The organism is Curtobacterium sp. PhB190, from assembly GCF_004365385.1.
Taxonomy (GTDB): Bacteria; Actinomycetota; Actinomycetes; order Actinomycetales; family Microbacteriaceae; genus Curtobacterium.
On record NZ_SODN01000006.1, the window covers coordinates 287,156 to 312,850 of the forward strand.

22 protein-coding genes are annotated in these 25,695 nt (G+C 71.7%); 20 read left to right on the plus strand and 2 right to left on the minus strand.

The window, feature by feature from the left end; genetic code table 11:
* Together metK and EDF47_RS12190 are read left to right on the plus strand one after the other, a co-directional pair.
* A complete protein-coding gene (gene metK / locus EDF47_RS12185; protein ID WP_133937009.1) occupies window positions 1-1,212 on the plus strand; it encodes a methionine adenosyltransferase in 1,212 nt (403 codons plus the stop codon).
* Window positions 1,213-1,220: 8 nt separating this feature from the next.
* The gene (locus tag EDF47_RS12190; RefSeq protein WP_133937007.1) at window positions 1,221-3,227 is read left to right on the plus strand and encodes a primosomal protein N'; all 2,007 of its coding nucleotides are present in this window, start codon (window positions 1,221-1,223) and stop codon (window positions 3,225-3,227) included.
* Between the two features lie 210 nt (window positions 3,228-3,437).
* On the opposite strand, the gene EDF47_RS12195 is transcribed toward EDF47_RS12190, so the two are convergent.
* Complete coding sequence (locus EDF47_RS12195; RefSeq protein ID WP_123339707.1) at window positions 3,438-3,893, minus strand: DUF4383 domain-containing protein; 456 nt, start codon at window positions 3,891-3,893, stop codon at window positions 3,438-3,440.
* 96 nt (window positions 3,894-3,989) lie between these two features.
* Between EDF47_RS12195 and EDF47_RS12200 the strand changes: the two genes are divergently transcribed.
* The 18 genes from EDF47_RS12200 (at window position 3,990) to EDF47_RS12285 (ending at window position 25,062) form a co-directional block, all read left to right on the plus strand.
* The gene (locus EDF47_RS12200; protein WP_133937005.1) at window positions 3,990-4,925 is read left to right on the plus strand and encodes a methionyl-tRNA formyltransferase; all 936 of its coding nucleotides are present in this window, start codon (window positions 3,990-3,992) and stop codon (window positions 4,923-4,925) included.
* The gene (locus tag EDF47_RS12205; RefSeq protein ID WP_243834051.1) at window positions 4,922-6,496 is read left to right on the plus strand and encodes a transcription antitermination factor NusB; all 1,575 of its coding nucleotides are present in this window, start codon (window positions 4,922-4,924) and stop codon (window positions 6,494-6,496) included. Before EDF47_RS12200 ends, EDF47_RS12205 begins: the two co-directional genes overlap by 4 nt.
* 44 nt (window positions 6,497-6,540) lie before the next feature.
* Window positions 6,541-7,200 (plus strand): ribulose-phosphate 3-epimerase, encoded by a 660-nt coding sequence (rpe, locus tag EDF47_RS12210; protein WP_123294325.1) that lies wholly within the window; start codon window positions 6,541-6,543, stop codon window positions 7,198-7,200.
* A 59-nt stretch (window positions 7,201-7,259) separates the two neighbouring features.
* A complete protein-coding gene (locus EDF47_RS12215; RefSeq protein ID WP_111084162.1) occupies window positions 7,260-7,523 on the plus strand; it encodes a phosphoribosyl-ATP diphosphatase in 264 nt (87 codons plus the stop codon).
* A gap of 69 nt (window positions 7,524-7,592) precedes the next feature.
* Complete coding sequence (hisG, locus tag EDF47_RS12220; protein WP_133937003.1) at window positions 7,593-8,432, plus strand: ATP phosphoribosyltransferase; 840 nt, start codon at window positions 7,593-7,595, stop codon at window positions 8,430-8,432.
* Window positions 8,429-9,214, plus strand: a complete 786-nt coding sequence (gene hisF, locus EDF47_RS12225) for an imidazole glycerol phosphate synthase subunit HisF (protein WP_243692450.1) — start codon at window positions 8,429-8,431, stop codon at window positions 9,212-9,214. The genes hisG and hisF overlap by 4 nt, the downstream gene beginning before the upstream one ends.
* 43 nt (window positions 9,215-9,257) lie before the next feature.
* Window positions 9,258-9,656, plus strand: a complete 399-nt coding sequence (gene hisI / locus EDF47_RS12230) for a phosphoribosyl-AMP cyclohydrolase (protein WP_133937001.1) — start codon at window positions 9,258-9,260, stop codon at window positions 9,654-9,656.
* Window positions 9,653-11,197: an anthranilate synthase component I gene (locus EDF47_RS12235; protein ID WP_133936999.1), complete on the plus strand. Its 1,545-nt coding sequence runs from the start codon at window positions 9,653-9,655 to the stop codon at window positions 11,195-11,197. Before hisI ends, EDF47_RS12235 begins: the two co-directional genes overlap by 4 nt.
* A complete protein-coding gene (locus EDF47_RS12240) occupies window positions 11,194-11,859 on the plus strand; it encodes a Trp biosynthesis-associated membrane protein (RefSeq protein WP_123339700.1) in 666 nt (221 codons plus the stop codon). Before EDF47_RS12235 ends, EDF47_RS12240 begins: the two co-directional genes overlap by 4 nt.
* Window positions 11,856-12,095, plus strand: coding sequence for an HGxxPAAW family protein (locus tag EDF47_RS19855; protein WP_159571188.1), 240 nt, complete (start codon window positions 11,856-11,858; stop codon window positions 12,093-12,095). The genes EDF47_RS12240 and EDF47_RS19855 overlap by 4 nt, the downstream gene beginning before the upstream one ends.
* A gap of 16 nt (window positions 12,096-12,111) precedes the next feature.
* A complete protein-coding gene (trpC, locus tag EDF47_RS12250) occupies window positions 12,112-12,897 on the plus strand; it encodes an indole-3-glycerol phosphate synthase TrpC (RefSeq protein WP_123294446.1) in 786 nt (261 codons plus the stop codon).
* Between the two features lie 64 nt (window positions 12,898-12,961).
* Window positions 12,962-14,176 (plus strand): tryptophan synthase subunit beta, encoded by a 1,215-nt coding sequence (gene trpB, locus EDF47_RS12255; RefSeq protein WP_123294329.1) that lies wholly within the window; start codon window positions 12,962-12,964, stop codon window positions 14,174-14,176.
* A complete protein-coding gene (trpA, locus tag EDF47_RS12260; RefSeq protein ID WP_123294330.1) occupies window positions 14,173-14,967 on the plus strand; it encodes a tryptophan synthase subunit alpha in 795 nt (264 codons plus the stop codon). Before trpB ends, trpA begins: the two co-directional genes overlap by 4 nt.
* A 98-nt stretch (window positions 14,968-15,065) precedes the next feature.
* Window positions 15,066-16,064, plus strand: coding sequence for a prolipoprotein diacylglyceryl transferase (lgt, locus tag EDF47_RS12265; RefSeq protein WP_123294331.1), 999 nt, complete (start codon window positions 15,066-15,068; stop codon window positions 16,062-16,064).
* 202 nt (window positions 16,065-16,266) lie between these two features.
* Window positions 16,267-20,784: a glutamate synthase large subunit gene (gene gltB, locus EDF47_RS12270; protein ID WP_133937188.1), complete on the plus strand. Its 4,518-nt coding sequence runs from the start codon at window positions 16,267-16,269 to the stop codon at window positions 20,782-20,784.
* Window positions 20,777-22,234, plus strand: coding sequence for a glutamate synthase subunit beta (locus EDF47_RS12275; protein WP_131846522.1), 1,458 nt, complete (start codon window positions 20,777-20,779; stop codon window positions 22,232-22,234). Before gltB ends, EDF47_RS12275 begins: the two co-directional genes overlap by 8 nt.
* Before the next feature lie 157 nt (window positions 22,235-22,391).
* Entirely contained in the window at window positions 22,392-23,837 is a 1,446-nt protein-coding gene (pyk, locus tag EDF47_RS12280; protein ID WP_123294333.1) for a pyruvate kinase, read from the plus strand.
* Between the two features lie 130 nt (window positions 23,838-23,967).
* The gene (locus EDF47_RS12285) at window positions 23,968-25,062 is read left to right on the plus strand and encodes a VIT1/CCC1 transporter family protein (protein ID WP_133936997.1); all 1,095 of its coding nucleotides are present in this window, start codon (window positions 23,968-23,970) and stop codon (window positions 25,060-25,062) included.
* Window positions 25,063-25,080: 18 nt separating this feature from the next.
* On the opposite strand, the gene EDF47_RS12290 is transcribed toward EDF47_RS12285, so the two are convergent.
* Window positions 25,081-25,620, minus strand: coding sequence for a DUF308 domain-containing protein (locus EDF47_RS12290; protein WP_166673228.1), 540 nt, complete (start codon window positions 25,618-25,620; stop codon window positions 25,081-25,083).
* Between the last annotated feature and the right edge of the window lie 75 nt (window positions 25,621-25,695).

Sequence of the window (25,695 nt, forward strand, 5' to 3'; positions counted from 1 at the left end):
GTGACTGCAGCTGCTCTGCGCCTCTTCACGTCCGAGTCGGTGACCGAGGGGCACCCCGACAAGATCTGCGACCAGATCTCGGACAGCATCCTCGACGCACTGCTCACGGTGGACCCGCACGCTCGGGTCGCCGTCGAGACGATGGTGACGACCGGCCTCGTGCACGTCGCCGGCGAGGTCACGACCTCGGGCTACGTCGAGATCCCCAAGCTCGTCCGTGACGTCATCACGGGCATCGGCTACAACTCGTCGGACGTCTCCTTCGACGGCGCCACGTGCGGCGTCGAGGTGTCGATCGGTGCGCAGTCGCCGGACATCGCGCAGGGCGTCGACGAGTCGCTCGACTCCCGCACCGGCGCGGTCGACCCGCTCGACCGTCAGGGTGCCGGAGACCAGGGCATCATGTTCGGCTTCGCGACGAACGAGACCCCCGAGTACATGCCGGTCGCGATCTGGCTGGCGCACCGCCTGGCCGAGCGTCTGGCCGCCGTGCGCAAGTCCGGCGAGCTGGCGTTCCTGCGCCCGGACGGCAAGACGCAGGTCACCGTCGGCTACGACGGCGTCGTGCCGAAGACCGTCGAGACCGTCGTCCTGTCGACGCAGCACTCGCCGAGCGTCACGCTGGAGCAGCTCACCGCCGAGATCACCGAGCACGTGATCCGTCCGGTGCTCGACCTCGTCGACCTCGACTCCTCGCACGTCGACGTCATCGTCAACCCGACGGGTCGCTTCGAGATCGGTGGCCCCCAGGGTGACGCCGGGCTCACCGGCCGCAAGGTCATCGTCGACACCTACGGCGGGGCCTCCCGTCACGGCGGCGGCGCGTTCAGCGGCAAGGACCCGTCGAAGGTCGACCGCTCGGCGGCGTACGCGCTGCGCTGGGTCGCGAAGAACGCGGTCGCCGCGGGCCTCGCCGACCGGCTCGAGGTGCAGGTCGCCTACGCGATCGGCCGCGCGAAGCCCGTCGGGCTCTACGTCGAGACCTTCGGCACCGGACACGTCGACGACGCCACGATCGAAGCCGCGATCCGCCAGGTCTTCGACCTGCGTCCGGCCGCGATCATCCGCGACCTCGACCTGCTCCGTCCGATCTACGCGCAGACCGCGACGTACGGACACTTCGGCCGCGAGCTCCCCGGGTTCACCTGGGAGCAGCTCGACCGCGTCCAAGAACTCCGCGCCGCCGCAGGGCTCGTCACCGCCGCCGTCTGAGGCACCGCGTGACCACCGTCGCGCGCGTCGTCCTCGACTCGCCGCTCCCGCAGTTGGACCGTCTGTTCGACTACCGGGTGCCGGCCGAGCTCGAGGACGACTGCGTGCCGGGCGTCCGCGTGAAGGTCCCGCTCCGCACCGGGGCCCGGATGTCCGACGGCTACGTCGTCGAGATCGTCGACGAGGGCGACTACCCGGGTGAGCTCAGCGCGATCGAGACCCTGGTGTCACCCGTCCCGGTCCTGGCGCCGGAGATCTGGAAGCTCGCCCGCGCCGTGGCCGACCGCGCCGCCGGTGTGGCGTCCGACGTCCTCCGTCTGGCCGTGCCGACCCGCCAGGTCCGCGCCGAGAAGGCCTGGCTCGCGCGGGACACCTCGTGGTCCCCGCCCCCGGTGTCCGCCCCGCCGGTGACCGGCTACACCCCGGGCATGCTCGAAGTCGTGATCGCCGAGCACGATCGCGCTGCGGTCGCCGCCGTTCCCCACCCCGTGGCGCTGACCCGGCCCACCAGCGACGAGGGCGACGGCGACTCCGATCCGATCTGGGTGCCCGGCTGGGCGGCGACGCTCGCCCAGGCGGCCGCCCACACCCTCGCGGCCGAGCAGTCCGCCGTCATCGCCGTCCCCGACTTCCGCGACGTCATCGACCTCGAGCGCGCGCTGCTCGCGGTGCTGCCGCCGGAACGGGTCGTGCGCTTCGACGCCAAGCAGACGAACGGACAGCGGGCCAAGGCACTCCTGCGGGCGCGGACGCACCCCGTCGTCGCCATCGGCAACCGCACGGCGGTGTACGCACCGGCGACCGACCTCGGGCTCATCGCGATGTGGGACGACGGCGACGCCTCGTTCATCGAGCAGCGCGCGCCGTACGTGCACACGCGTGACGTCGCCCTCGTGCGGGCTGCGCAGTCGGGTGCCGCACTGCTGTTCGTCTCGCACGCCCGCAGCACCGACGTGCAACGGCTCGTCGAACTGCACTGGCTGCAGGACGTCACGCCGTTCCGGGTGAAGACCCCGAAGGTCATCCCGACCGTGCAGCAGACCTCGGCCGAGGGGTACGCCGCGCAGGCACGCATCCCGAGCTCCGCGTGGCGTGCCGCGCGCGAGGCCAGCCAGCACGGCCCGGTGCTCGTGCAGGTCGCGAGCCCCGGGTTCGGCACCGGACTCGTCTGCGCGGAGTGCGGTGAGCGGGCGCACTGCCGGATCTGCGGCGGTCCGCTCGGCAGCCCGCACCGCGGTGCCACGCCGCAGTGCCGGTTCTGCGGTGCCCTCGCCGTGGGGTTCCGCTGCCCGACGTGCGGCAACGGCACCGTGAAGCCCGTGGGACAGGGCGCCCAACGCACCGCCGACGAACTCGGGCGGGCATTCCCCGGCACCCGGATCGTGGTGGCCGACGGCTCACGCCCGCTCGACGAGGTCCCCGCGCGGCCCTCCGTCGTCGTCGCGACCCGTGGCGCCGAGCCGAGCGTGCCCGGGGGCTACGCGTGCGTCCTGCTGCTCGACGGCGAGAAGATGCTCGCGCGCGAAGGACTGCGCGTGCAGGAGGACGTGCTCCGGTTCTGGACGAACGCCGCCGCGAAGGGCGCTCCCGGGGCCGAGGCGTACCTGGTCGGCATCGGCGGCAAGCTCGCGACCGCGATGGCGCTCTGGCGGCTCGACGGTCCCGCGCACGACGAACTCACCGACCGGCGTGAGCTGCACTTCCCGCCGGCGGTCCGCGTGGCGACGATGACCGGCACCGACGAGGCCGTGACCGCCGCGGTCGAGGCCCTCGAGGGGGCGACCGCGGGCCCGGTGCTCGGCCCGGTCCCCGTCGAGGACGACGCCCTGCCGGGCACGGTCCGGGCGATCGTGCGGTTCCCGTACGCGCACGGTGCCGAGGTCGCGGCGACCCTGAAGGCCGAGGTCATCCGGCGGTCGTCGACCCGTCGAGTGCTCAAGGGCGGCAACCGGCGTCGGGCGGCACCGACGCTGCGGGTTCGGCTCGACGACGCGGAACCCTTCAGCGAGGTCTGAGCCGCACCGGCCGTCGGGGCGGGGCCTCCGTGGCGGAGTTGCGCCGCGCCTCCCGGGCCGTGTGCGTTCGCATCTTGCGACGTCCCACGCGTCGATCACCTCGTGTTCTGTCGGCCGATGCGCACGCACCCGATGCGTGTGCACCTTCCGACGAACCACGCGTCGATCAACGAGTGGTTCGTCGCGAAACGAGTCCGCCGCGCAGCAGCGTCAGGCGCGCACGGCCCGCCCGCCGACGCGCGGGAACACCACGCCGAGCGCGACCATCCCGACCGCGAGCACGAGGTGCAGCCAGTTGTCCGCCCAGTTCAGCGGCACGAAGTTCGCGCCGAACGAGTGCCCGGCGGTGAACAGCCCGTAGACCCAGAGCACGAAGTAGACGACCCCGCCGAGCACCAGGTACATCCGCGACCCGGTGGCGTACCCCGCCGCGAGCACCCCGACGACCCCGAACAGCAGGTGCACGACGTTGTGCAGCACCGACACCTGGAAGACCCCGAGCAGCATCGCCATCGACCCGTGGCCGGCACCCGCGAGCGAGCCGGACGTCAGCCCGGGTACGAACCCGGCGATGCCGACGAGCAGGAACACGACGCCGACGAGCAGCGCGACCTTCTGGATGCTGGACCCTGCGAAGCGGTCGGTGGACGTGGTGACGTCGGACATGGGAACCCCTCTCGTGCTGTCCCACAGACCGTACCCACCCGGCGCGGGCCCGGTTCGGGTCAGCCCACCGAGCGCGCGCGTGGGAGGATCGAACCCATGCGTCTCGTCGTCGCCGGCAGCCCCGCTGCGGCCGTCCCCACCCTCCGCCGCCTGGCGGCGTCCGACCACGAGATCGCCGCGGTCCTCACGCGTCCGCCGACACCGCAGGGCCGGAAGCGCGTCCTGACGCCGACACCGGTCGCGCAGGTCGCCGCGGAGCTCGGGCTGCCCGTCATCGAGGCCAGCCGCGTCGACGACGACGTCACCGCGCGCATCGCCGACCTCGACGTCGACCTCGGTGTCATCGTCGCCTACGGCGCGTTGCTCCGCCGTCCCGCGCTCGACGCCCCGCGCCTCGGCTGGGTGAACCTGCACTTCTCCGACCTGCCGGCGTACCGCGGCGCGGCGCCGGTCCAGCGGGCCGTGATGGCGGGGGACACCCGCACCGCCGCGTCGGTCTTCCAGCTCGTCGAGGCGCTCGACGCCGGCCCGGTGTTCGCAGCTGACCCGTTCGAGATCGACCCGGAGGCCACCGCCGGCGAGGTCCTCGCCGCCATGGCGGAGTCCGGCGCCGAGACCGTCGCCCGGGTGGTCGACGCCATCGCCGCCGGCACGGCCGTCGCGACCGAGCAGACCGGCGAGCCGACGCTCGCGCCGAAGACGACCATCGACGACGGGCGCATCGACTTCGGTGCTCCGGCGGCGGTCGTGCACGCCCGTCTGCGCGGGGTCACCCCCGAGCCCGGCGCGTACGCCCACCTCGGCGAGACCCGCGTGAAGCTGCTCCGCAGCAACCGCCTGACAGGAGGCCCCGCGGACCCCGCCCCGCAGCTCGCGCCCGGTGCGCTGGCACTCCACGGCGGTCGGCTGCTGGTCGGGACCGGTGACACTCCGCTGGCACTGCTCGAGGTGCAGCCGGCCGGCAAGAAGGCGATGGGCGCCGCAGCCTGGGCCCGTGGCCTGGGCGAACTGGACGGGAAGGTCCTCGCATGAGCCAGCCGACGAACACCCGGGGCGCCCGCCGCGGTCCCCGTCCCGCGAACGCCCGTCGTGTCGCGTTCGACGTGCTCCGCGCCGTGCAGGTCGACGACGCGTACGCGAACCTGCTGCTGCCGACACGCATCCGTCGCGCCGGCCTCACCGCGCGCGACGCCGCGTTCGCCACCGAGCTCACCTACGGCTCGATCCGGATGCTCGGTCGCTACGACGTCATCATCGCGCTGGCGTCGGGTCGTCGGCCGGAGAACATCGAGGCCGACGTCCTCGACGTGATGCGGCTCGGCGCCCACCAGCTGCTCGCCATGCGCACCCCGACGCACGCCGCGGTCGACGCCACGGTCGAGCTCGCCCGCGAGGTCGGTGCCCGCCGTGCCACCGGCTTCGTGAACGCCGTGATGCGCAAGATCGCCGCCCGCACCGACGACGAGTGGGACGCGCAGATCACCGAGGGCCGTGGTGGCGACGCCCTGCTCGCCACACGGTGGTCGCACCCGGTCTGGGTCGTCTCGGCACTGCGCGACGCCCTCGCCGCCGAACGCTCCCGCGACGAGCTCGCCGCCCTGCTCGCCGCCGACAACGCCGCGCCCCGGGTGCAGCTCGCGGCGCTGCCCGGGCTCGCCACCGACGAGGACATCGCCACCGCGACCACGCGCACGGTGCCCGACGAAGACGCAGACGCCGATGCCGCGTTCGCCGACGCGACCGGCGCGGCGGACGTGCCGGCGGCCCTGGTGCCCGCCGACGACGAACCGGAGGCCGACGGCGCGACCGGCACCGTGCCTCCCGTCCGGACCGCCGACCCCGTGCCGGCCGCCGACGCCCTGCCGGTCTCGCCCGTCGGGATCCGCGGCATCTCCGGTGACCCCGCGCGCGTGCCGGGCGTCGCTGCCGGGCGCCTGCGCGTGCAGGACGAGGGCTCGCAGCTCGCCGCCCTCGCGCTGAGCCGGTCGTCCGAGGTCCGCGCGGGCGAGCGCTGGCTCGACATGTGCGCCGGCCCCGGCGGCAAGGCCGCGCTGCTCGCCGCCGAGGCGCAGCAGGGCGGCGCGACCCTCGTCGCGAACGAACTCGTGCCGGCACGTGCCGGACTCGTGCGGAACGCCCTCGGGGTGTTCGGCGACCACGTCCGCGTCGTCGAGGGCGACGCCAGGCGCTACGGCCGCGACGGCACCGGGATGACCTTCGACCGCATCCTGCTCGACGCGCCGTGCACCGGCCTGGGCGCCCTGCGTCGGCGTCCGGAAGCACGCTGGCGGAAGACCCCCGAGGACGTCCAGGAGCTCGCGGCCCTGCAGACCGAGCTGCTCGACGCCGCGGTCCGGGTGCTCGCACCGGATGGGACGCTCGCGTACGTCACGTGCTCACCGCACCTGGCCGAGACGCGCGGGCAGGTCGACGCGCTGATGGGGCGGCACGGGGGAGTCCTCGAGCAGCTCGACACCGCGACGATCGTCCGGGGGGTTGCCGCGCGCGACCCGGAGATCGCGGACGGCGCGACGGCGCAGCTCTGGCCGCACCGGGTCGGCACGGACGCGATGTTCATCGCGTTGTTCCGTCGCGTCGCCTGAGGCCGTCGAGTGGGGCGTCGCGCACGCGCCGGTAGGCTTGCCGGGTGACGATCCGCATCTCGCCGAGCATCCTGTCCGCCGACTTCGCGAACCTCGAGCGTGAACTCCACCGCATCGAGACCGCCGACCTGGTGCACGTCGACGTGATGGACAACCACTTCGTGCCGAACCTGACGCTCGGGCTGCCGATCGTCGAGCGCCTGCAGCAGGTCTCGCCGGTGCCGCTCGACGTCCACCTCATGATCACCGACGCCGACGTCAACGCACCGAAGTACGCCGAGACCGGTGCGTCGAGCGTGACGTTCCACTTCGAGGCCGCGGACGACCCCGTGGCCACGGCCGCCGCGATCCGCTCGAACGGGGCCCGTGCCGCCGTCGCGGTGAAGCCCGGCACCCCGATCACGCAGGTGCTGCACCACCTCGATGCCTACGACATGATCCTGCTCATGACCGTCGAGCCCGGCTTCGGCGGGCAGTCGTTCATGCCGTCCGTGATGCCGAAGCTCGCCGACGCCCGTGCGGCGGTCGACGCCTCGGGGCTCGACGTGTGGCTCGAGGTCGACGGCGGCATCTCGGTGGACACCGTGCCCGAGGCCGTGCGCAGCGGTGCCGACACGCTCGTCGCCGGGTCGGCCGTCTACGGCGGTGAGCCCGCCGCGCGGATCACGGACCTGCGCGAAGCGGCCGCGCGGGCGCGGGCATGAGCGCGACCCGTCCGGACGGTACGTCGGCAGCGTCAGCGGAGACCGGTAGCCTGGACCGTGTGAAGACGTTCGACGACCTGTTCCAGGAGCTCACCGAGAAGGCGCGTACGCGCCCCGAGGGCTCCGGCACCGTCGCCGAACTGGACGCCGGCGTGCACCAGATCGGCAAGAAGATCGTGGAAGAAGCGGCCGAGGTCTGGATGGCGGCCGAGTACGAGGGCGACGAGCGCACCTCGGAGGAGATCTCGCAGCTCGTGTACCACCTGCAGGTCCTCATGGTCGCGAAGGGGCTGTCCCCGGCGGACATCTGGCGACATCTGTAGGACGCGCTCGGGCCCGCCCGCGCACCGACCTCGATCCGCCACGACCCCGACCAGAAAGCAGACCCCCTGATGCTCCGCATCGCCGTGCCCAACAAGGGCTCCCTGTCCGAGACCGCGTCAGACATGCTTCGCGAGGCCGGGTACGCCGGTCGCCGCGACCCGAAGGCGCTGCACCTGCTCGACGAGCGCAACGGCGTCGAGTTCTTCTTCCTCCGCCCGCGGGACATCGCGACCTACGTCGGCTCCGGCGCACTCCACGTCGGGATCACCGGCCGCGACCTGCTGCTCGACTCCGGTTCCGAGGCGCACGAGGTCGATGCGCTCGGTTTCGCCGACTCCACCTTCCGCTTCGCCGGCACGCCGGGCCGGTACAGCACGCTGCAGGACCTCGACGGCGTCCGCGTCGCCACGAGCTACCCGGGCCTGGTGGGCGACTTCCTCGCCCGCCACGGGGTGACGGCGACGCTCGTCAAGCTCGACGGGGCCGTCGAGAGCGCGGTGCGTCTCGGTGTCGCCGACGCCGTGGCCGACGTGGTCTCCACGGGCAGCACGCTGCGGCAGGCCGGCCTCGAGATCTTCGGTCCGGTCATCCTCGAGTCGACCGCGCTGCTGGTGTCGACCGACGAGACGATCCCGGGCATCGACGTGCTCCGCCGTCGACTGCAGGGCGTGCTCGTCGCCCGCGGCTACGTCATGCTCGACTACGACATCCCCACCGCGCTGCTCGAGCAGGCGACGGCCGTCGCGTCCGGCATCGAGTCGCCGACGGTGTCGCCGCTGCACGGCCGCGACTGGTCCGCGGTGCGCGTGATGATCCCGCGCGACGACGCGAACCTCATCATGGACGCCCTGTACGACCTCGGTGCCCGCGCCATCCTCGTCAGCCCGATCCACGCGGCCCGGCTGTGACCGCGGCAGCCACGGCGCCGGGCGGCGTGGCCGTCCGCGTCATCCCGTGCCTCGACGTCAAGGGCGGCCGGGTCGTCAAGGGCGTGAACTTCCTCGATCTGCAGGACGCCGGTGACCCGGTCGAGCTCGCCGCGCGCTACTACGAGCAGGGCGCCGACGAGCTGACCTTCCTCGACGTCGGTGCCACGGTCGAGAACCGCGCCACGATGTACGACACGGTCACCCGCACCGCCGAGCAGGTGTTCATCCCGCTCACGGTCGGTGGCGGCGTCCGTTCCGTCGATGACGTGTCCCGCCTGCAGCAGTGCGGCGCGGACAAGATCGGCGTGAACAGCGCCGCGATCGCCCGGCCCGACCTCGTCGGCGAGATCGCCGACCGGTTCGGCGCGCAGGCCGTGGTGCTGTCGCTCGACGTCAAGCGCTCCGACCGGACTGCGTCCGGCTTCGTAGTCACCACGCACGGCGGCCGCACCGAGACCGACATCGACGCGATCGCCTGGGCGCGCGACGCCGTCGAGCGGGGTGCGGGGGAGCTGCTCGTCAACTCCATCGACGCGGACGGCACGAAGAACGGGTTCGACCTCGAGCTCGTCGCCGCGGTGCGGTCGGTCGCGCGGGTCCCGGTCATCGCCTCGGGAGGCGCGGGTCGGGTCGACCACTTCGCCCCCGCCGTCGACGCGGGTGCGGATGCCCTCCTCGCCGCGTCCGTCTTCCACCGTGGCGAGATGACGGTGGGCGACGTCAAGGCCGCGCTGCGCGCGACCGGTCACGCCGTCCGCTGAACCGCCGCCGCCCGCTGATCCGCCGCCGTAGGCTAGGAGTCTCATGACCGACAGCACCAGCACCGACATCGACGCGGTCCTCGACCGCGCACGTTTCGGTGCGGACGGGCTGCTCCCCGCCATCGTGCAAGAGGAGTCGTCGAAGGACGTCCTCATGCTCGGGTACATGGACCGGGAAGCGCTCCGCCGCACCCTCACCGAGGGGCGCGTGACCTTCTGGTCGCGGTCGCGGAACGAGTACTGGCGGAAGGGCGACACGTCGGGGCACGCGCAGTACGTGCGCGACGCGGCGTTCGACTGCGACGCCGACACCCTGCTCGTCACCGTGCAGCAGGTCGGGGCCGCATGCCACACCGGGGCGCACCGCTGCTTCGACGTCGATCCGCTCGCGCCCGTGACCGCGTCTGCCCCGGCCGACACGGCAGTGGAGGCGACCCGATGACGACCGCGACGATCTCCGATGCGCCGCACACGACCTCCCGGCCGGAGTTCGACGCCCTGCTGAGCGACCACCGCGTCGTCCCGGTGGTGCGCGCGCTCTACGCCGACAGCGAGACGCCGGTGGGTGTCTACCGGAAGCTCGCCGACGGCCGGCCCGGGTCGTTCCTGCTGGAGTCCGCGGGCCAGGGCGGCCTCTGGTCGCGCTGGTCGTTCGTCGGTGTGCGCAGCTTCGGCGTCCTCACGCAGGAGGGCGACCGCGCCGCCTGGATCGACACCGGCATCGACGCCGAACGTGCGGTCGGCTCACTCGACGGCGAACCGCTCGAGGTCCTGGAACGCCTGCACGAGCGCTGGGCCACCCCGCGGGTGCCCGGCTCCCCGCCGCTCGTCGGCGGGACGGTCGGGTTCATCGGGTGGGAGGCCGTGCGCCAGCTCGAGCACCTGCCGAACGTGCCGCCGGCCGACTTCGACGTGCCCGGACAGGCGCTGTCCTTCGTCTCCGAGCTCGTCGCGCTCGACCACCGCACGGGGCTCGTCCTGCTCGTCGCGAGCGTGCTGAACGACGGCACCGACGACGCCGACACGCTCTGGTCCGACGCGCAGCGCCGCCTGGACCGCCTGCAGGCCGACCTCGTCCAGCCGAGCGTCGCGACCGTCGCCGAGGCGTTCGAGATCGCCGAGCCGACGCCGACGCACCGTTCCACGCCGGACGAGTACATGGCCGCGGTGGAGCGCTCGAAGGAGTTCATCCGCGACGGCGACGTGTTCCAGGTCGTGATCTCGCAGCGCTTCGACCACGAGGTGACCGCCGACCCGCTCGACGTGTACCGGGTCCTCCGGACGCTGAACCCGAGTCCGTACATGTACTTCCTGGCCCTGGCGGACACCGCCGACGAGCGGTACTGGATCGTCGGTGCCTCGCCCGAGGCCCTGGTGAAGGTGCAGTCCGGCCGCGCCATCACGCACCCGATCGCCGGGTCGCGTCCACGTGGTGCGACCCCGGAGGAGGACGTCCGCTTCGGCGACGACCTGCTCGACGACCCGAAGGAACGCGCCGAGCACCTGATGCTCGTCGACCTGGCCCGCAACGACCTGCAGAAGGTCTGCGAGCCCGGTACCGTCGCGGTCACCGAGTTCATGACGGTCGAGCGCTTCAGTCACATCATGCACCTGGTGTCGAGCGTCGAGGGTGCGGTGCGTCCGGGGATGTCCGCCATCGACGTGTTCCGGGCGACGTTCCCGGCCGGCACCCTGTCCGGTGCGCCGAAGCCCCGCGCGCTGGAGATCATCGACGAGCTCGAGCCGGCGAAGCGCGGTGCCTACGCCGGTGTCGTCGGCTACTTCGACTTCGCCGGTGACGCGGACATCGCGATCGCGATCCGCACCGCCCTGATCAAGGACGGCGTGGCACGGGTGCAGGCCGGTGCCGGCCTGGTGGCGGACTCCGACCCGGCCACCGAGCACGAGGAGACCATCAACAAGGCGGCGGCACCCCTGCGGGCCGTGGCCACGGCGAACCGGATGCGCGAGGTGCGCTCGTGAAGCGCTCGCGCCCGATCGTCGTCGTCGCCGGACTGCTCGTCGCCGGCATCATCATGCTCGCGTGGACGCAGACCTGGTTCACCGTGGACCTGCACGCCGGTGCGGCAGTCACCTCGACGGTCGACGCCGACGGGGCCGCGGTCGTGCCGCAGTACACCGCCCTGGCGATCGCGAGCCTGGCCCTGTTCCTCGCGATGACCATCGCCGGCCGGGTGCTGCGCATCGTGCTCGCGTGCGTCGAGATCCTGCTCGGACTCGGCGTCGTGGTCAGCGGCATCACCGCACTCGGTGACCCGGTCGCCGCGGCGAAGGGTGCCGTCGGCGCGGTGGCCGGGGTCAGCGACCTGACCGCCGTGCGCCGCGTCGTGTCCGGCGTCGACGTGTCGCTCTGGCCGGCCGTCGGCATCGCCGGTGGGGTCCTGGCCGTCCTGCTCGGTGTCGTCGTCATCGTGGTGCAGCGTGCGTGGCCCGGTCCGAGCCGGAAGTACGGCGCGGCGACCGCGGGAGCCGCCGCCGACGCCCGCGCCGCAGCCCCGGTCGTGCGCGACGCCGTCGTGGACTGGGACGACCTCAGTGCTGGGGTCGACCCGACCGACGGCACGGTAGGATCGGATGGGCGTCGGTCGACCGACGACGCCGGAGCAGAACGAGGAGCACCGTGAGCAACACTGAGCCCGCAGAACTCGGCGAAGGCCACTCGCCGGCCGCCTGGACCGCCGTCGTGATCATGCTGATCGGATTCGCGGCAGGCACGCTGTTCTTCTGGTTCGACCAGCCGTGGGGCGTCTGGGTCTCCGCTGCCGTCGTCGTCATCGGTCTGGTCATCGGCGCGGTCATGGCCAAGGCCGGCTACGGCGTGAACGGCCCGAAGTACGTCGCCAAGCACCACGCCGAGTAGGACTCGCATGCCGAACGTGCTCGAGACCCTCGTCGCGGGCGCGCTCGAGGACGCCGCCGCCCGTCGTGTCGACCGCCCGTACTCGGACGTCGAACGCGACCTCGACCGGGTGGCGTCGCCGCTCGACGCCCTCGCGTTCCTCGCCCCGGGCGACCGGGTGAAGATCCTCGCCGAGGTCAAGCGCGCCAGCCCGTCCCGTGGCTCGATGGCCCCCATCGAGGACCCGGCCGCCCTCGCTGCCGACTACGAGCGCGGTGGCGCGTCGACGATCAGCGTCCTGACCGAGGGGCGCAAGTTCCTCGGCAGTCTCGCCGACCTCGAAGCCGTCAAGGCCCGCGTGGGCATCCCCGTGCTGCGCAAGGACTTCATCGCCGACCCGTACCAGGTCGTCGAGGCCCGAGCTGCCGGCGCCGACGTCGTGCTGCTCATCGTGGCCGCGCTCGAGCAGCAGCAGCTGGTCGAGCTCCACACGCTGGCCGAAGAGCTCGGCATGCGCGTGCTGGTCGAGGCGCACTCCGCCGACGAGGTCTCCCGGGGCCTCGACGCCGGTGCGCGGATCCTCGGCGTCAACGCGCGCGACCTCACCGACTTCTCGCTCGATCGCGACCTCTTCGGGTCGCTCGCCGACCGCATCCCCGACGGGGTCGTGCGCGTCGCCGAGTCCGCCGTCGCAGGTCCCGCCGACGTCGCCCACTACCGCGCAGCGGGTGCCGACGTCGTCCTGGTCGGGGAAGCGCTCGTCACGGGTGCCGACCCCGCCACCACCCTCGCGTCGTTCATCGAGGCCGCCGACCGCGGCTGAACGTTCCACCCGTCCGACCATCGGCACCGCCGGTCGCGTCGGACTCGTCCCGGGAAGACCCATCGTGACCTCACTCCGCGACCTGCACGGCCCGTACTTCGGTGACTTCGGCGGACGCTTCGTCCCCGAGTCGCTCGTCCTGGCGCTCGACGAGCTCGAGGCAGCCTTCCGCACGGCCTGGGCGGACCCGGCCTTCCGTGCCGAGCTCGACGAGCTCCAGCGCGACTACACCGGTCGTCCGTCGATCATCACCGAGGTGCCGCGGTTCGCGAAGCACGCCGGTGGTGCCCGCGTGATCCTGAAGCGCGAGGACCTGAACCACACCGGGTCGCACAAGATCAACAACGTGCTCGGTCAGGCGCTCGTGGCCCGCCGGCTCGGCAAGACCCGCCTCATCGCGGAGACCGGTGCCGGCCAGCACGGCGTGGCCACGGCGACCGCGGCGGCGCTGTTCGGCATGGACTGCGTCGTGTACATGGGTGCCGTCGACACCGAACGGCAGGCGCTCAACGTCGCCCGGATGCGCCTGCTCGGCGCCGAGGTGATCCCGGTCGAGACCGGATCGCGCACGCTGAAGGACGCCATCAACGAGGCCCTCCGCGACTGGGTGGCGAACGTCGACTCGACCCACTACCTGCTCGGCACGGTCGCCGGCCCGCACCCGTTCCCCGAGATGGTGCGCGAGTTCCACAAGGTGATCGGTGAAGAGGCCCGCCAGCAGGTCCTCGACCGCGTCGGGCGTCTCCCCGACGCCGTCGCCGCGTGCGTCGGTGGCGGCTCGAACGCGATGGGCATCTTCGAGGCGTTCCTCGACGACGAGTCCGTCGCGCTGCACGGCTTCGAGGCCGGTGGCGACGGCGTGGAGACCGGTCGGCACGCCGCGAGCATCACGCTCGGTCGCGAAGGCGTCCTGCAGGGCGCGAAGTCCTACCTGATGCAGGACGAGGACGGCCAGACCATCGAGAGCCACAGCATCTCCGCCGGGCTCGACTACCCGAGCGTCGGGCCGGAGCACGCCTACCTGGCGTCGATCGGTCGCGCACAGTACGCGCCGATCACCGACACCGAGGCGATGGAGGCGTTCCGGCTGCTCAGCCAGACCGAGGGCATCATCCCGGCGATCGAGTCGGCGCACGCGCTCGCGGGTGCGATGAAGCTCGGCAAGGAGCTCGGCCCCGAGGGCGTCGTGCTCGTGAACCTGTCCGGCCGTGGCGACAAGGACGTGGCGTCCGCCAGTCGCTACTTCGGCATCCTCGACGAGAACGCGGTGCAGCTGTGACCACGAACCAGACCGTCGCCACGACGATCGACACCGCCAACGCCGAGCGTGCCGGGGCCGTCGTCGGCTACCTGCCCGCCGGGTACCCCGACGTGCAGACCAGCGTCGACGCTGCCGTCGCCCTCGCCGAGAACGGCGTGGACGTCATCGAGCTCGGCCTGCCGTACTCCGACCCCGTCATGGACGGTCCGGTCATCCAGCGTGCGGCCGAGGAGAGCCTGGCGAACGGCTTCCGGGTCGCGCAGGTCTTCGATGCCGTGCACCAGATCACCGAGCGCGCCGACGTGCCGGTGCTCGTGATGACGTACTGGAACCCTGTGCTCCGCTACGGCGTGGACCGCTTCGCCGACGACCTCGTCGCCGCCGGAGCCGCGGGCCTCATCACGCCCGACCTGATCCCGGACGAAGCCGCCGAGTGGATGGCCTCGTCGGAGCGGACCGGCCTGGACCGCGTGTTCCTCGCGGCACCGTCCTCGTCCGACTCCCGGATGCAGCAGGCGGTGCAGGCGAGCCGCGGGTTCGTCTACGCCGTCTCGACGATGGGCGTCACCGGAGCACGGGCCGGCGTCGACGTCGCTGCACGCACCGTGGTGTCGCGGCTCCGTGACGCCGGCGTCGCGCGCACCTGCGTCGGCCTCGGCATCTCGACGGCCGAGCAGGTCGCCGAGGTCCTGGAGTACGCCGACGGCGCGATCGTCGGCTCGGCGTTCGTCCGCGCACTGGCCGACCTCGGGGTGCAGGGGGTCGCCGACCGCGCGGCCGACCTCACCACCGGCGCCCGCCGCTCCTAGTCCAGTTCCTGGCGGGCCCACGACCCGCGCTACAGTGAGCGGGGCCGACGACACGTCGACACCGCGCCCCGTCAGTTCCGAAAGGCGACCGTTCCTCCATGCCCCTCCTGAGCATCCCGAGCCCGAGCACCGCCTGGCAGTACTTCGACCTGACCGCCTGGCTGCGCGACGTGTTCGGTTGGTCGCTGCCGCTCGACTTCCGCATCCACGCGTACGCGATCTGCATCCTGCTCGGGATCGTCGCCGCGGTCCTGCTCGCGAACCGCCGCCTCAACGCGCGCGGCGTCGAGCGTTGGATCATCATCGACATCGCGATCTGGGCGGTGCCCGCCGGCATCATCGGCGGCCGGCTCTTCCACGTGTTCACGCACGTGTCGGACTACTTCGGCCCCGGCATCGACCCGCTGTCCTTCCTGTACATCTGGGAGGGCGGGCTCGCGATCTTCGGCGCCCTGATCCTCGGGTCCGTCGGTGCCTGGATCGGCTGCCGCCAGGTCGGCCTGCGGTTCACGTCGTTCATCGACGCCGTCGTGCCCGGGGTGCTGCTCGCACAGGCCTTCGGTCGGCTCGGCAACTACTTCAACCACGAGCTCTTCGGCATGCCGACCAGCCTGCCGTGGGGCCTGCAGATCGAGTCGACGAACGCCGCGTTCCCGAAGGGCCTGCCCGAGGGCACGCTGTTCCACCCGACGTTCCTCTACGAGATCATCTGGAACGTCCTGGGCGTCGTCGTCATCCTGCTGCTCGACCGCAAGTTCACGCTGCAGTGGGGCAAGGTCCTCGCCCTGTACCTGATCTGGTACGGCGTCGGCCGGTCCTTCCTCGAGTCGATCCGCGTCGACACCAGCGAGACCTTCGCGGGCATCCGCACGAACGTCTGGATGTCGTTCGCGGCCATCCTGCTCGGCATCGTCATCTTCATCGTGCAGACCCGTCGGCACACCGGCAAGGAGCCGAGCCCGTACCTGCCCGGTCGCGAGCCGCGTCCGAAGTCCGATGTAGACTCCGACGACACCTTCTCGGAGCACGAGGACGACGACGAACGCCTCGTCGCCCAGGGCTCCGGAGCGGTCACGACTCCCACTGACCGCGCCTAGGAGCACTCCTCCCCGCCACAAGCGGGGTACGGGCACCAGTCCCGCCCGTCTGGGCGGAACGCACCACCGGGCCACCGCTGTCCCTGTTCCACTTCCTCGTGAGGACGGTTCCCCCATGGCGCTCCAGCCACTCCAGCCCTCGGCACCGAAGTCCCTCGTGCCGCCGCACCGTCGGTTCTCGGCGGTCCCCCACGCCACCGGCATGTACGACCCGGCGAACGAGAAGGACGCCTGCGGTCTCGCGATGGTCGCGACGCTGCGCGGGACGCCCGGCCACGACATCGTCGACGCTGCACTCGGCGCCCTCCGCAACCTCGAGCACCGCGGTGCCGTCGGTTCGGACGCCGGTACGGGCGACGGCGCGGGCATCCTGTGCCAGGTGCCGGACGAGTTCCTGCGCGCCGTGGTGCCGTTCGACCTGCCGGCGGCGGGGGAGTACGCGGTCGGCACGGCCTACCTGCCGACCGACGAGGGCGACCGGCACGCCGTCAAGGGCGCCGTCGAACGACTGGCGCGCGAAGAGGGCCTCAAGGTCCTCGGCTGGCGCGAGGTCCCGGTGCGCCCCGAGGTGCTCGGCACCCTGGCGCGTGCGGCCATGCCGGCGTTCGAGCAGCTGTTCGTCGCCTCGGTGCGCCACGACGTGCACGGCGCGTCCTGGAGCGGCATCGCCCTGGACCGCCAGACCTACCGGCTGCGCAAGCGCGCCGAGCACGCGAACGACCTGTACTTCATGTCGTTGTCGAGCCGCACCATGGTCTACAAGGGCATGGTCACGACGCTGCAGCTCGAGCCGTTCTACCCGGACCTCAGCGACGAGCGCTTCGCGTCGAAGCTCGCGATCGTGCACTCGCGCTACTCGACCAACACGTTCCCGTCGTGGCCGCTCGCGCAGCCCTTCCGGACGATCGCGCACAACGGTGAGATCAACACGGTGCGCGGCAACCGCAACTGGATGCGCGCACGCCAGTCGCAGCTCGAGAGCGAACTGCTCGGCGACGTCGCGCCGCTGCTGCCGATCGTCAGCCCCGGTGCGAGCGACTCGGCGTCGTTCGACGAGGTCCTCGAGCTCCTGACCCTGACCGGCCGGACGCTGCCGCACGCGGTGTCGATGATGGTGCCGGAGGCCTGGGAGAACCAGGTCGGGATGGACCCGGAGCTGCGGGCGTTCTACGAGTACCACTCGATGCTCATGGAGCCGTGGGACGGTCCAGCCGCCATCACCTTCACCGACGGTTCGCTCGTCGGCGCGACCCTCGACCGCAACGGGCTGCGTCCCGGGCGCTTCCTCGTCACCGACGACGGGCTCATCGTCATGGGGTCCGAGACCGGTGTCATCGACGTGCCCGCCGCGAAGGTCGTCCGCAAGGGCCGTCTGCGCCCCGGCCGGATGTTCCTGGTGGACACCGAGGCCGGCCGCATCATCGAGGACGTCGAGGTCAAGCAGGGCCTGGCGTCCTCCGGCCCCTGGGGCGAATGGCTCGACGAGGGGCGCATCAACCTCAACGACCTGCCCGACCGCGAGCACATCGTGCACACCCCGGCATCGGTCACCCGCCGCCAGCGTGCGTTCGGCTACACCGAGGAGGAAGTCCGCATCCTGCTCCGCCCGATGGCGCAGGTGGGCGCGGAGCCCCTCGGTGCGATGGGGTCCGACACCCCGATCGCGGTGCTCTCGCAGCGCCCCCGGCTGCTGTTCGACTACTTCACCCAGCAGTTCGCCCAGGTGACGAACCCGCCGCTCGACTCGATCCGCGAGCAGGTCATCACCTCGATGGGCATGGGCCTCGGTCCGGAGCGGAACCTGCTGTCGGCCGGTCCCGAGCACGCGAAGCAGATCACGCTCGACTTCCCGGTGATCGACAACGACCAGCTCGCCAAGGTGCAGCACTTCGAGACGGAGTCGGGTCGGCACCTGACGGTCACGATCAAGGGCCTGTACCGCGTCGACGCCGGCAAGAAGGCGATGCAGAAGCGCATCGCCGCCGTGTGCGACGAGGTCGACGCCGCGATCGAGTCGGGCAAGCAGTTCATCGTGCTGTCGGACCGCGACGGCAACGGCGAGCAGGCGCCCGTGCCGAGCCTGTTGCTGCTCGCCGCCGTGCACCACCACCTGATCCGCACCGAGCAGCGCATGAAGGTCGGTCTGATCGTCGAGGCCGGCGACGTGCGCGAGGTCCACCACGTGGCGTCCCTCATCGGGTACGGCGCGTCGGCGATCAACCCGTACCTCGCGATGGAGACCTGCGAGAACCTGGTCCGTGCCGGCATGATCACCGGGATCACCCCGGAACAGGCCGTCAAGAACGTGATCAAGGCGCTCGGCAAGGGCGTCCTGAAGATCATGTCGAAGATGGGCATCTCGACGGTGTCGAGCTACGCCGGCGCGCAGGCGTTCGAAGCCGTGGGGCTCAGCCAGGAGTTCATCGACAAGTACTTCACCGGCACGTCGTCGATCCTCGGCGGGGTCGACATCGACGTCATCGCGAAGGAGAACGCCGAGCGGCACGCCCAGGCGTACCCGCAGGACGGCGCGGTCCTGTCGCACGAGCGGCTGCAGACCGGCGGCGAGTACCAGTGGCGTCGCGAGGGCCCCCCGCACCTGTTCAACCCGGACACCGTCTTCCGGCTGCAGCACGCCACCCGTGCCCGCCGGTACGACATCTTCCGTGAGTACTCGAGCGCCGTGGACGACCAGTCCGAGGAGCTCATGACACTGCGCGGGCTGTTCCGTTTCAAGCACGGGGCGCGGAAGCCCGTCGCGCTCGACGAGGTCGAGTCGATCGAGTCGATCGTCAAGCGCTTCAACACCGGCGCGATGTCGTACGGCTCCATCTCGAAGGAAGCCCACGAGACGCTCGCGATCGCGATGAACCGCCTCGGTGGCCGCTCGAACACGGGTGAGGGCGGCGAGGACGTCGACCGGTTGCTCGACCCCGAGCGCCGCAGTGCGATCAAGCAGGTCGCCTCCGGGCGGTTCGGCGTGACGAGCATGTACCTCACCCACGCCACCGACATCCAGCTGAAGATGGCGCAGGGTGCGAAGCCCGGCGAGGGCGGCCAGCTGCCCCCGCAGAAGGTGTACCCGTGGGTCGCCCGCACCCGGCACGCCACCGCCGGCGTCGGCCTCATCTCGCCGCCGCCGCACCACGACATCTACTCGATCGAGGACCTCAAGCAGCTGATCTTCGACGTGAAGCGCGCCAACCCGGCCGCACGCGTCCACGTGAAGCTCGTGAGCCAGTCCGGCATCGGCGCGGTCGCGGCCGGTGTGACGAAGGCCCTGGCCGACGTCGTGCTCGTGTCCGGACACGACGGTGGCACGGGTGCGTCCCCGCTCAACTCGCTCAAGCACGCCGGCACCCCGTGGGAGATCGGCCTCGCCGAGACGCAGCAGACGCTCATGCTGAACGGCATGCGCGACCGCGTCGTCGTCCAGGTCGACGGTCAGATGAAGACCGGGCGCGACGTCGTCGTGGCAGCCCTGCTCGGCGCCGAGGAGTACGGCTTCGCCACCGCTCCGCTCGTCGTCGAGGGCTGCATCCTGATGCGCGTGTGCCACCTGGACACGTGTCCGGTGGGGGTCGCGACGCAGAACCCCGAGCTCCGCAAGCGCTTCTCCGGCAAGCCCGAGTTCGTCGTGAACTTCTTCGAGTTCATCGCGCAGGAAGTGCGCGAGCTCCTCGCCGAGCTCGGCTTCCGCACCCTCGACGAGGCGATCGGCCGGTCCGACGCCCTCGACGTCGACCGTGCCCTCGAGCACTGGAAGGCGTCAGGGCTCGACCTCGCACCGGTCCTCGCGGGTCCGCACTTCGAGGACGCCGAGCCCCGTCGCCACCAGCGCGAGCAGGACCACGAGCTCGAGCAGCACTTCGACGTGGGGCTGATCCAGCAGACCGCCGACGTGCTCGACCACGGTGGTTCGATCGCGCTCGACCTGCCCATCCGCAACACCGAACGCGCGGTCGGCACGATGCTCGGCCACGAGGTCACCAAACGGCACGGTGAGCACGGGTTGCCCAGCGGCTCGATCGACGTCACGCTGCGCGGTTCCGCCGGACAGTCGCTCGGCGCGTTCATGCCCGCCGGCATCACCCTGCGCCTCATCGGCGACAGCAACGACTACGTCGGCAAGGGCCTGTCCGGTGGCGAGATCATCGTGCGGCCGGACGCCGGCTCGGGCTTCGACCCGGCGGAGAACGTCATCGCCGGCAACGTGATCGGCTACGGAGCGACCCAGGGCAGCATGTTCATCCGCGGCATCGTGGGCGAGCGCTTCCTGGTGCGCAACTCGGGGGCGACCGCGGTGGTCGAGGGCGTGGGCGACCACGCGCTCGAGTACATGACGGGCGGGCTCGCGCTCATCCTGGGCGAGACCGGTCGGAACCTCGGCGCTGGCATGTCCGGCGGCACCGCGTACGTCCGTGGTCTGCGCGAGGAGCACGTCAACACCGACGCCCTCGCGACCGGTGAACTCCGACTCGAGGCGCTCGACAGCGCCGACGTCGAGATCGTCACCGACCTGCTCATCCGGCACGCCGAGGAGACCGGTTCGACGCTCGCGTCCGACCTGCTCGAGTCCGGCGACCTGAGCGACTTCGTCAAGGTGCTGCCGCGTGACTACGCGGCGGTGCTCGAGACCCGTCAGCGCGCCGTCGACGAGGGGCTCGACCCCGACGGCGACGTCGTCTGGAATCGAATCATGGAGGTGACCGGTGGCTGACCCCAAGGGATTCCTCAAGGTCCAGGAACGCGAACTGCCCGCACGGCGCCCCGTGCCCGTCCGGCTCATGGACTGGAAAGAGGTCTACGAGCAGCAGGAGTCCGGTGCCCTCAAGCGCCAGGCCGGCCGCTGCATGGACTGCGGCGTGCCGTTCTGCCACCAGGGCTGCCCCCTCGGCAACCTGATCCCGGAGTGGAACGACCTGACCTGGCGGGGTGAGGGCCGTCAGGCGATCGAGCGACTGCACGCGACGAACAACTTCCCGGAGTTCACGGGCCGGCTGTGCCCCGCTCCGTGCGAGTCCTCGTGCGTGCTCGGCATCAACCAGCCGCCCGTCACGATCAAGCAGGTCGAGGTCTCGATCATCGATGAGGCGTTCCAGAACGGCTGGGTCACCCCGCACCCGCCCGAGCGCCTGACGGGCAAGACCGTCGCCGTCGTGGGTTCCGGCCCCGCCGGGCTGGCCGCCGCGCAGCAGCTCACGCGCGCCGGGCACACCGTCGCCGTCTACGAGCGCGACGACCGCATCGGTGGGCTGCTCCGCTACGGGATCCCGGACTTCAAGATGGAGAAGCGCCAGATCGACGCGCGCCTGTCCCAGATGCAGGCCGAGGGCACCCGCTTCCGTGCGGGCGTCGAGATCGGCCGCGACATCACCTGGGACGACCTGAAGTCGCGCTACGACGCGGTCGTCGTCGCCACCGGCGCGACGGTGCCGCGCGACCTGCCGATCCCGGGGCGCGACCTCGAGGGCGTGCACTTCGCGATGGACTACCTGGTCCAGCAGAACAAGGCGAACGCCGGCACCCGGGTCGACAACCAGCTGACCGCCGAGGGCAAGCACGTCGTCGTGATCGGCGGCGGTGACACCGGTGCGGACTGCATCGGGACCGCGCACCGGCAGGGTGCCCTGAGCGTGACGAACCTGGCGATCGGCAAGCAGCCGCCGCTGGAGCGTCCGTCCGAGCAGCCGTGGCCGATGTTCCCGACCGTCTTCGAGGTGACGAGCGCCCACGAAGAGGGCGGCGAGCGGCACTTCCTCGCCTCGACCGTCGAGTTCCTGGCGAACGAGGCCGGCGAGGTCCGGGCGCTCCGGGTCGCCGAGACCGAGTACCTCGACGGCCGTCGCGTGCCGAAGGCCGGCTCCGAGCGTGAGATCCCCGCAGACCTCGTCCTCGTCGCGATGGGCTTCACGGGTCCGGAATCCGACACGATCGAGCCGCAGCTCGGTCTGCCGACGACGGTGTCCGGTGCGCTCGACCGCCGCGCCGACTACACGACGAACGAGGCGGGCGTGTTCGTCGCCGGTGACGCCGGCCGCGGGCAGTCCCTGATCGTCTGGGCGATCGCCGAGGGCCGTGCCGCGGCGGCGAAGGTCGACGAGTACCTCGAGGGCTCGACGATCCTGCCGGCGCCGGTGAAGGCGACCGACCGCGCGATGTCGGTCTGAGATGACGGATCGCCGCATGACCAACCACCACCAGATGCTCACCCCCCGGTGAGCGAGGGGCCACCAGCACTCGATAAGGTGCTGGTGGCCTCGCTTCGTTCCGCGCGGCCCCACAGCGCGGAAACCAGAGCATCACCCACCACCACGAAGGAATCCATTGAGACGCGCAAAGATCGTTTCGACGCTCGGACCGGCAACGTCGGACTACGAGACCGTCAAGGAGATCATCGAAGCGGGCGTCGACGTCGCCCGACTCAACCTCAGCCACGGTGACTACAGCGTCCACGAGGCCAACTACGTGAACGTCCGTCGCGCTGCCGAGGAGCTCGGCAAGCCGGTCGCGATCCTCGTCGACCTGCAGGGTCCGAAGATCCGTCTGGCCAAGTTCGCCGACGGCCCGCACGACCTGGCGGTCGGCGACGTGTTCACGATCACGACCGAGGACGTCCCCGGCTCCAAGGAGATCTGCGGCACGACGTTCAAGGGCCTGCCCCAGGACGTCAAGCCCGGCGACCCGCTGCTCATCGACGACGGTCGGGTCCGCCTGCGCGTGCTCGACACCGACGGCGTCCGTGTCCGCACCGAGGTCGTCGTCGGCGGCACCGTGTCGAACAACAAGGGCATCAACCTGCCCGGCGTCGCCGTCAACGTCCCCGCGCTGAGCGAGAAGGACGAGGCCGACCTCCGCTGGGGCATCCGCCAGGGCGCCGACCTCATCGCGCTCTCGTTCGTCCGCAACGCCTCGGACGTCGTCCGCGCGCACGAGATCATGGACGAAGAGGGCAAGCGCCTCCCCGTCATCGCGAAGATCGAGAAGCCGCAGGCCGTCGACGCGCTCGAGGAGATCATCGACGCCTTCGACAGCATCATGGTCGCCCGCGGTGACCTCGGCGTCGAGCTGCCGCTCGAGGCTGTCCCGATCGTGCAGAAGCGGGCCGTCGAGCTCGCCCGCCGCATGGCGAAGCCGGTCATCGTCGCGACCCAGATGCTCGAGTCGATGATCTCGTCGCCGATCCCGACCCGCGCCGAGACCTCCGACGTCGCGAACGCCGTCCTCGACGGTGCGGACGCGGTCATGCTCTCGGGCGAGACCAGCGTCGGCGAGTACCCGGTGCAGACCGTCCGCACGATGGCCCGCATCGTCGAGTCGACCGAGGACCACGGCCTCGAGCGCATCGCGCCGCTCGGCACCAAGCCGCGCACCCTCGGCGGGGCGATCACCCTCGCCGCGGTCGAGATCGCGGAGTTCACCGAGGCGTCGTACCTCTGCGTGTTCACCGAGTCCGGCGACTCGGCGCGCCGCATGTCGCGTCTGCGCCACGGCCTGCCGATCATCGCCTTCACCCCGAACGAGGCCACGCGTCGCCGCATGGCGCTCACCTGGGGCGTCCGGTCCTTCCTGGTCGAGCGCAAGACCCACACCGACGAGCTCTTCTCGCAGGTGGACGACGTCCTGCTCGAGAACGGCCTGGCCGCCCCCGGCGACCGCGTCATCGTGACGGCCGGTTCGCCTCCCGGGATCGAGGGCTCGACGAACGACCTGCGCGTGCACCGGGTGGGCGACGCCCACGCCGAGGCCGCTCCGGCCTACGTGCGGGACTGATCCGCAGGATCCCGACGCCGACAGGGCGCGGACAGGAGGCCCGGCGCACGAACACGCGTCGCCTCCGGTCCGCGCCCTGCCGCGTCTCCACGGCCCTGGTGGCGACCACCGATCGGCCGCAGGCGGCAGGATGGCTGCTGTGAGCCTCCAGACCGAACACCCGACGCCGCGCGCCGACGTTCGCCGTTGGCGCCGCTACCTGGCCGACGAACGCGCCGAGGGCGCGGTCTACCGCAACCTGGCCGCGCGGCGGTCCGGCGAGGAACGCGAGATCCTCGCCGCGCTGGCCGAGGCCGAGGGACGGCACGAGCAGCACTGGCTCGACCTGCTCGGTGACGACGTCGGACGTCCGCAGCGGGGCAGTCTGCGCACCCGGGTCCTCGCGACACTTGCGAAGCGCTTCGGGTCGGTGTTCGTCCTCGCGTTGATGCAGCGCGCCGAGGACCGCTCGCCGTACGCCGACGACGACGACGCGACCGCGAGCATGGCTGCCGACGAGCGCATCCACGGCGAGGTGGTGCGCGGGCTCGCGAACCGCGGTCGGATGCGGTTGTCGGGCACCTTCCGTGCGGCGGTCTTCGGCGCCAACGACGGACTCGTGTCGAACCTGGCCCTCATCATCGGCATCAGCGCATCGGGCGCCGACCGGCACTTCGTGCTGCTGAGCGGCATCGCGGGCCTGCTCGCCGGAGCCCTGTCGATGGGTGCGGGGGAGTACGTGTCGGTCCGGTCGCAGCGCGAACTGCTCGAGGCGTCCGCACCGCACCCCGAGGCCGGCCGCGCCGTGGCGGACCTCGACGTCGACGCGAACGAGCTGGCCTTGGTGTACCGCGCCCGCGGGATGGCCGAGGCTGAGGCGACCGAGCACGCAGCGCACGTGCTGTCCGGCATCGGTGAGCGACACCCGTCGACCGGTCCGGTCACCGTCACCGACGACCACGAGGCGGTGGGCAACGGCCTGAGCGCCGCGGTGTCGAGCTTCCTGTTCTTCGCGTCGGGCGCGATCATCCCGGTGCTGCCGTTCCTGTTCGGCATGCAGGGGTGGGCGGCCATCGCGGTCGCCGGCACGCTCGTCGGACTCGCCCTGCTCGGCACCGGTGCGGTCGTCGGCGTGCTGAGCGGTGCGTCGCCGGGCAAGCGGGCGTTCCGGCAGCTGGCGATCGGGTTCGGCGCCGCGGTCGTGACCTACGCGCTCGGGCTGCTGTTCGGGACGGGCACCGCGTAGCGGCGGACGGGGCACCGCCTACCGGCGGACGGCGGCTCGCGGCGGGAGCAGCAGCAGGGCCGCGGCACCGACGACGATGAGGGCGATGCCCGCGAAGACCATGAACACCGTGAGCGCGAGGCCGGGCGCGACGAGCACGACGACACCGCCGAGGATCGACAGCACGCCGCTCACCAGCGTCGGCACCCGGGACGACCCGGGGTGGCCGACGAAGCCGCCCACGATCGACACGATGCCCTCGACCACGAAGCCGACCCCGGCGAGCACGGCGTAGACGACCAGGGGGATCGCGGGGTCGAGCAGCGCGACGAGTCCGGCGACCGCGATGAGCGCACCGACGATCCCGGAGGTCCACCGCCACACCGTCGGCGTCCCGTGCCCGCGCGCCGCAGCCACGACCCGCAGGGCGCCGGCGACGACGAGGTACACGCCGAACAGCAGCGCCACGAGGACGAGCGACGGCCGGGGCCACACGATGGCGACGATCCCCAGGGCGATCGCGACGACCGCCGTGACGACGACGAACACCCGGAACGTGCGGACGGCACGAGAATCCACGGACACTCCTCCTGATCGGACCGCTGGAGTCCCGAACGCTACCCGGCCGACGGCGAGCCCGTGCGGTCCTCGGAC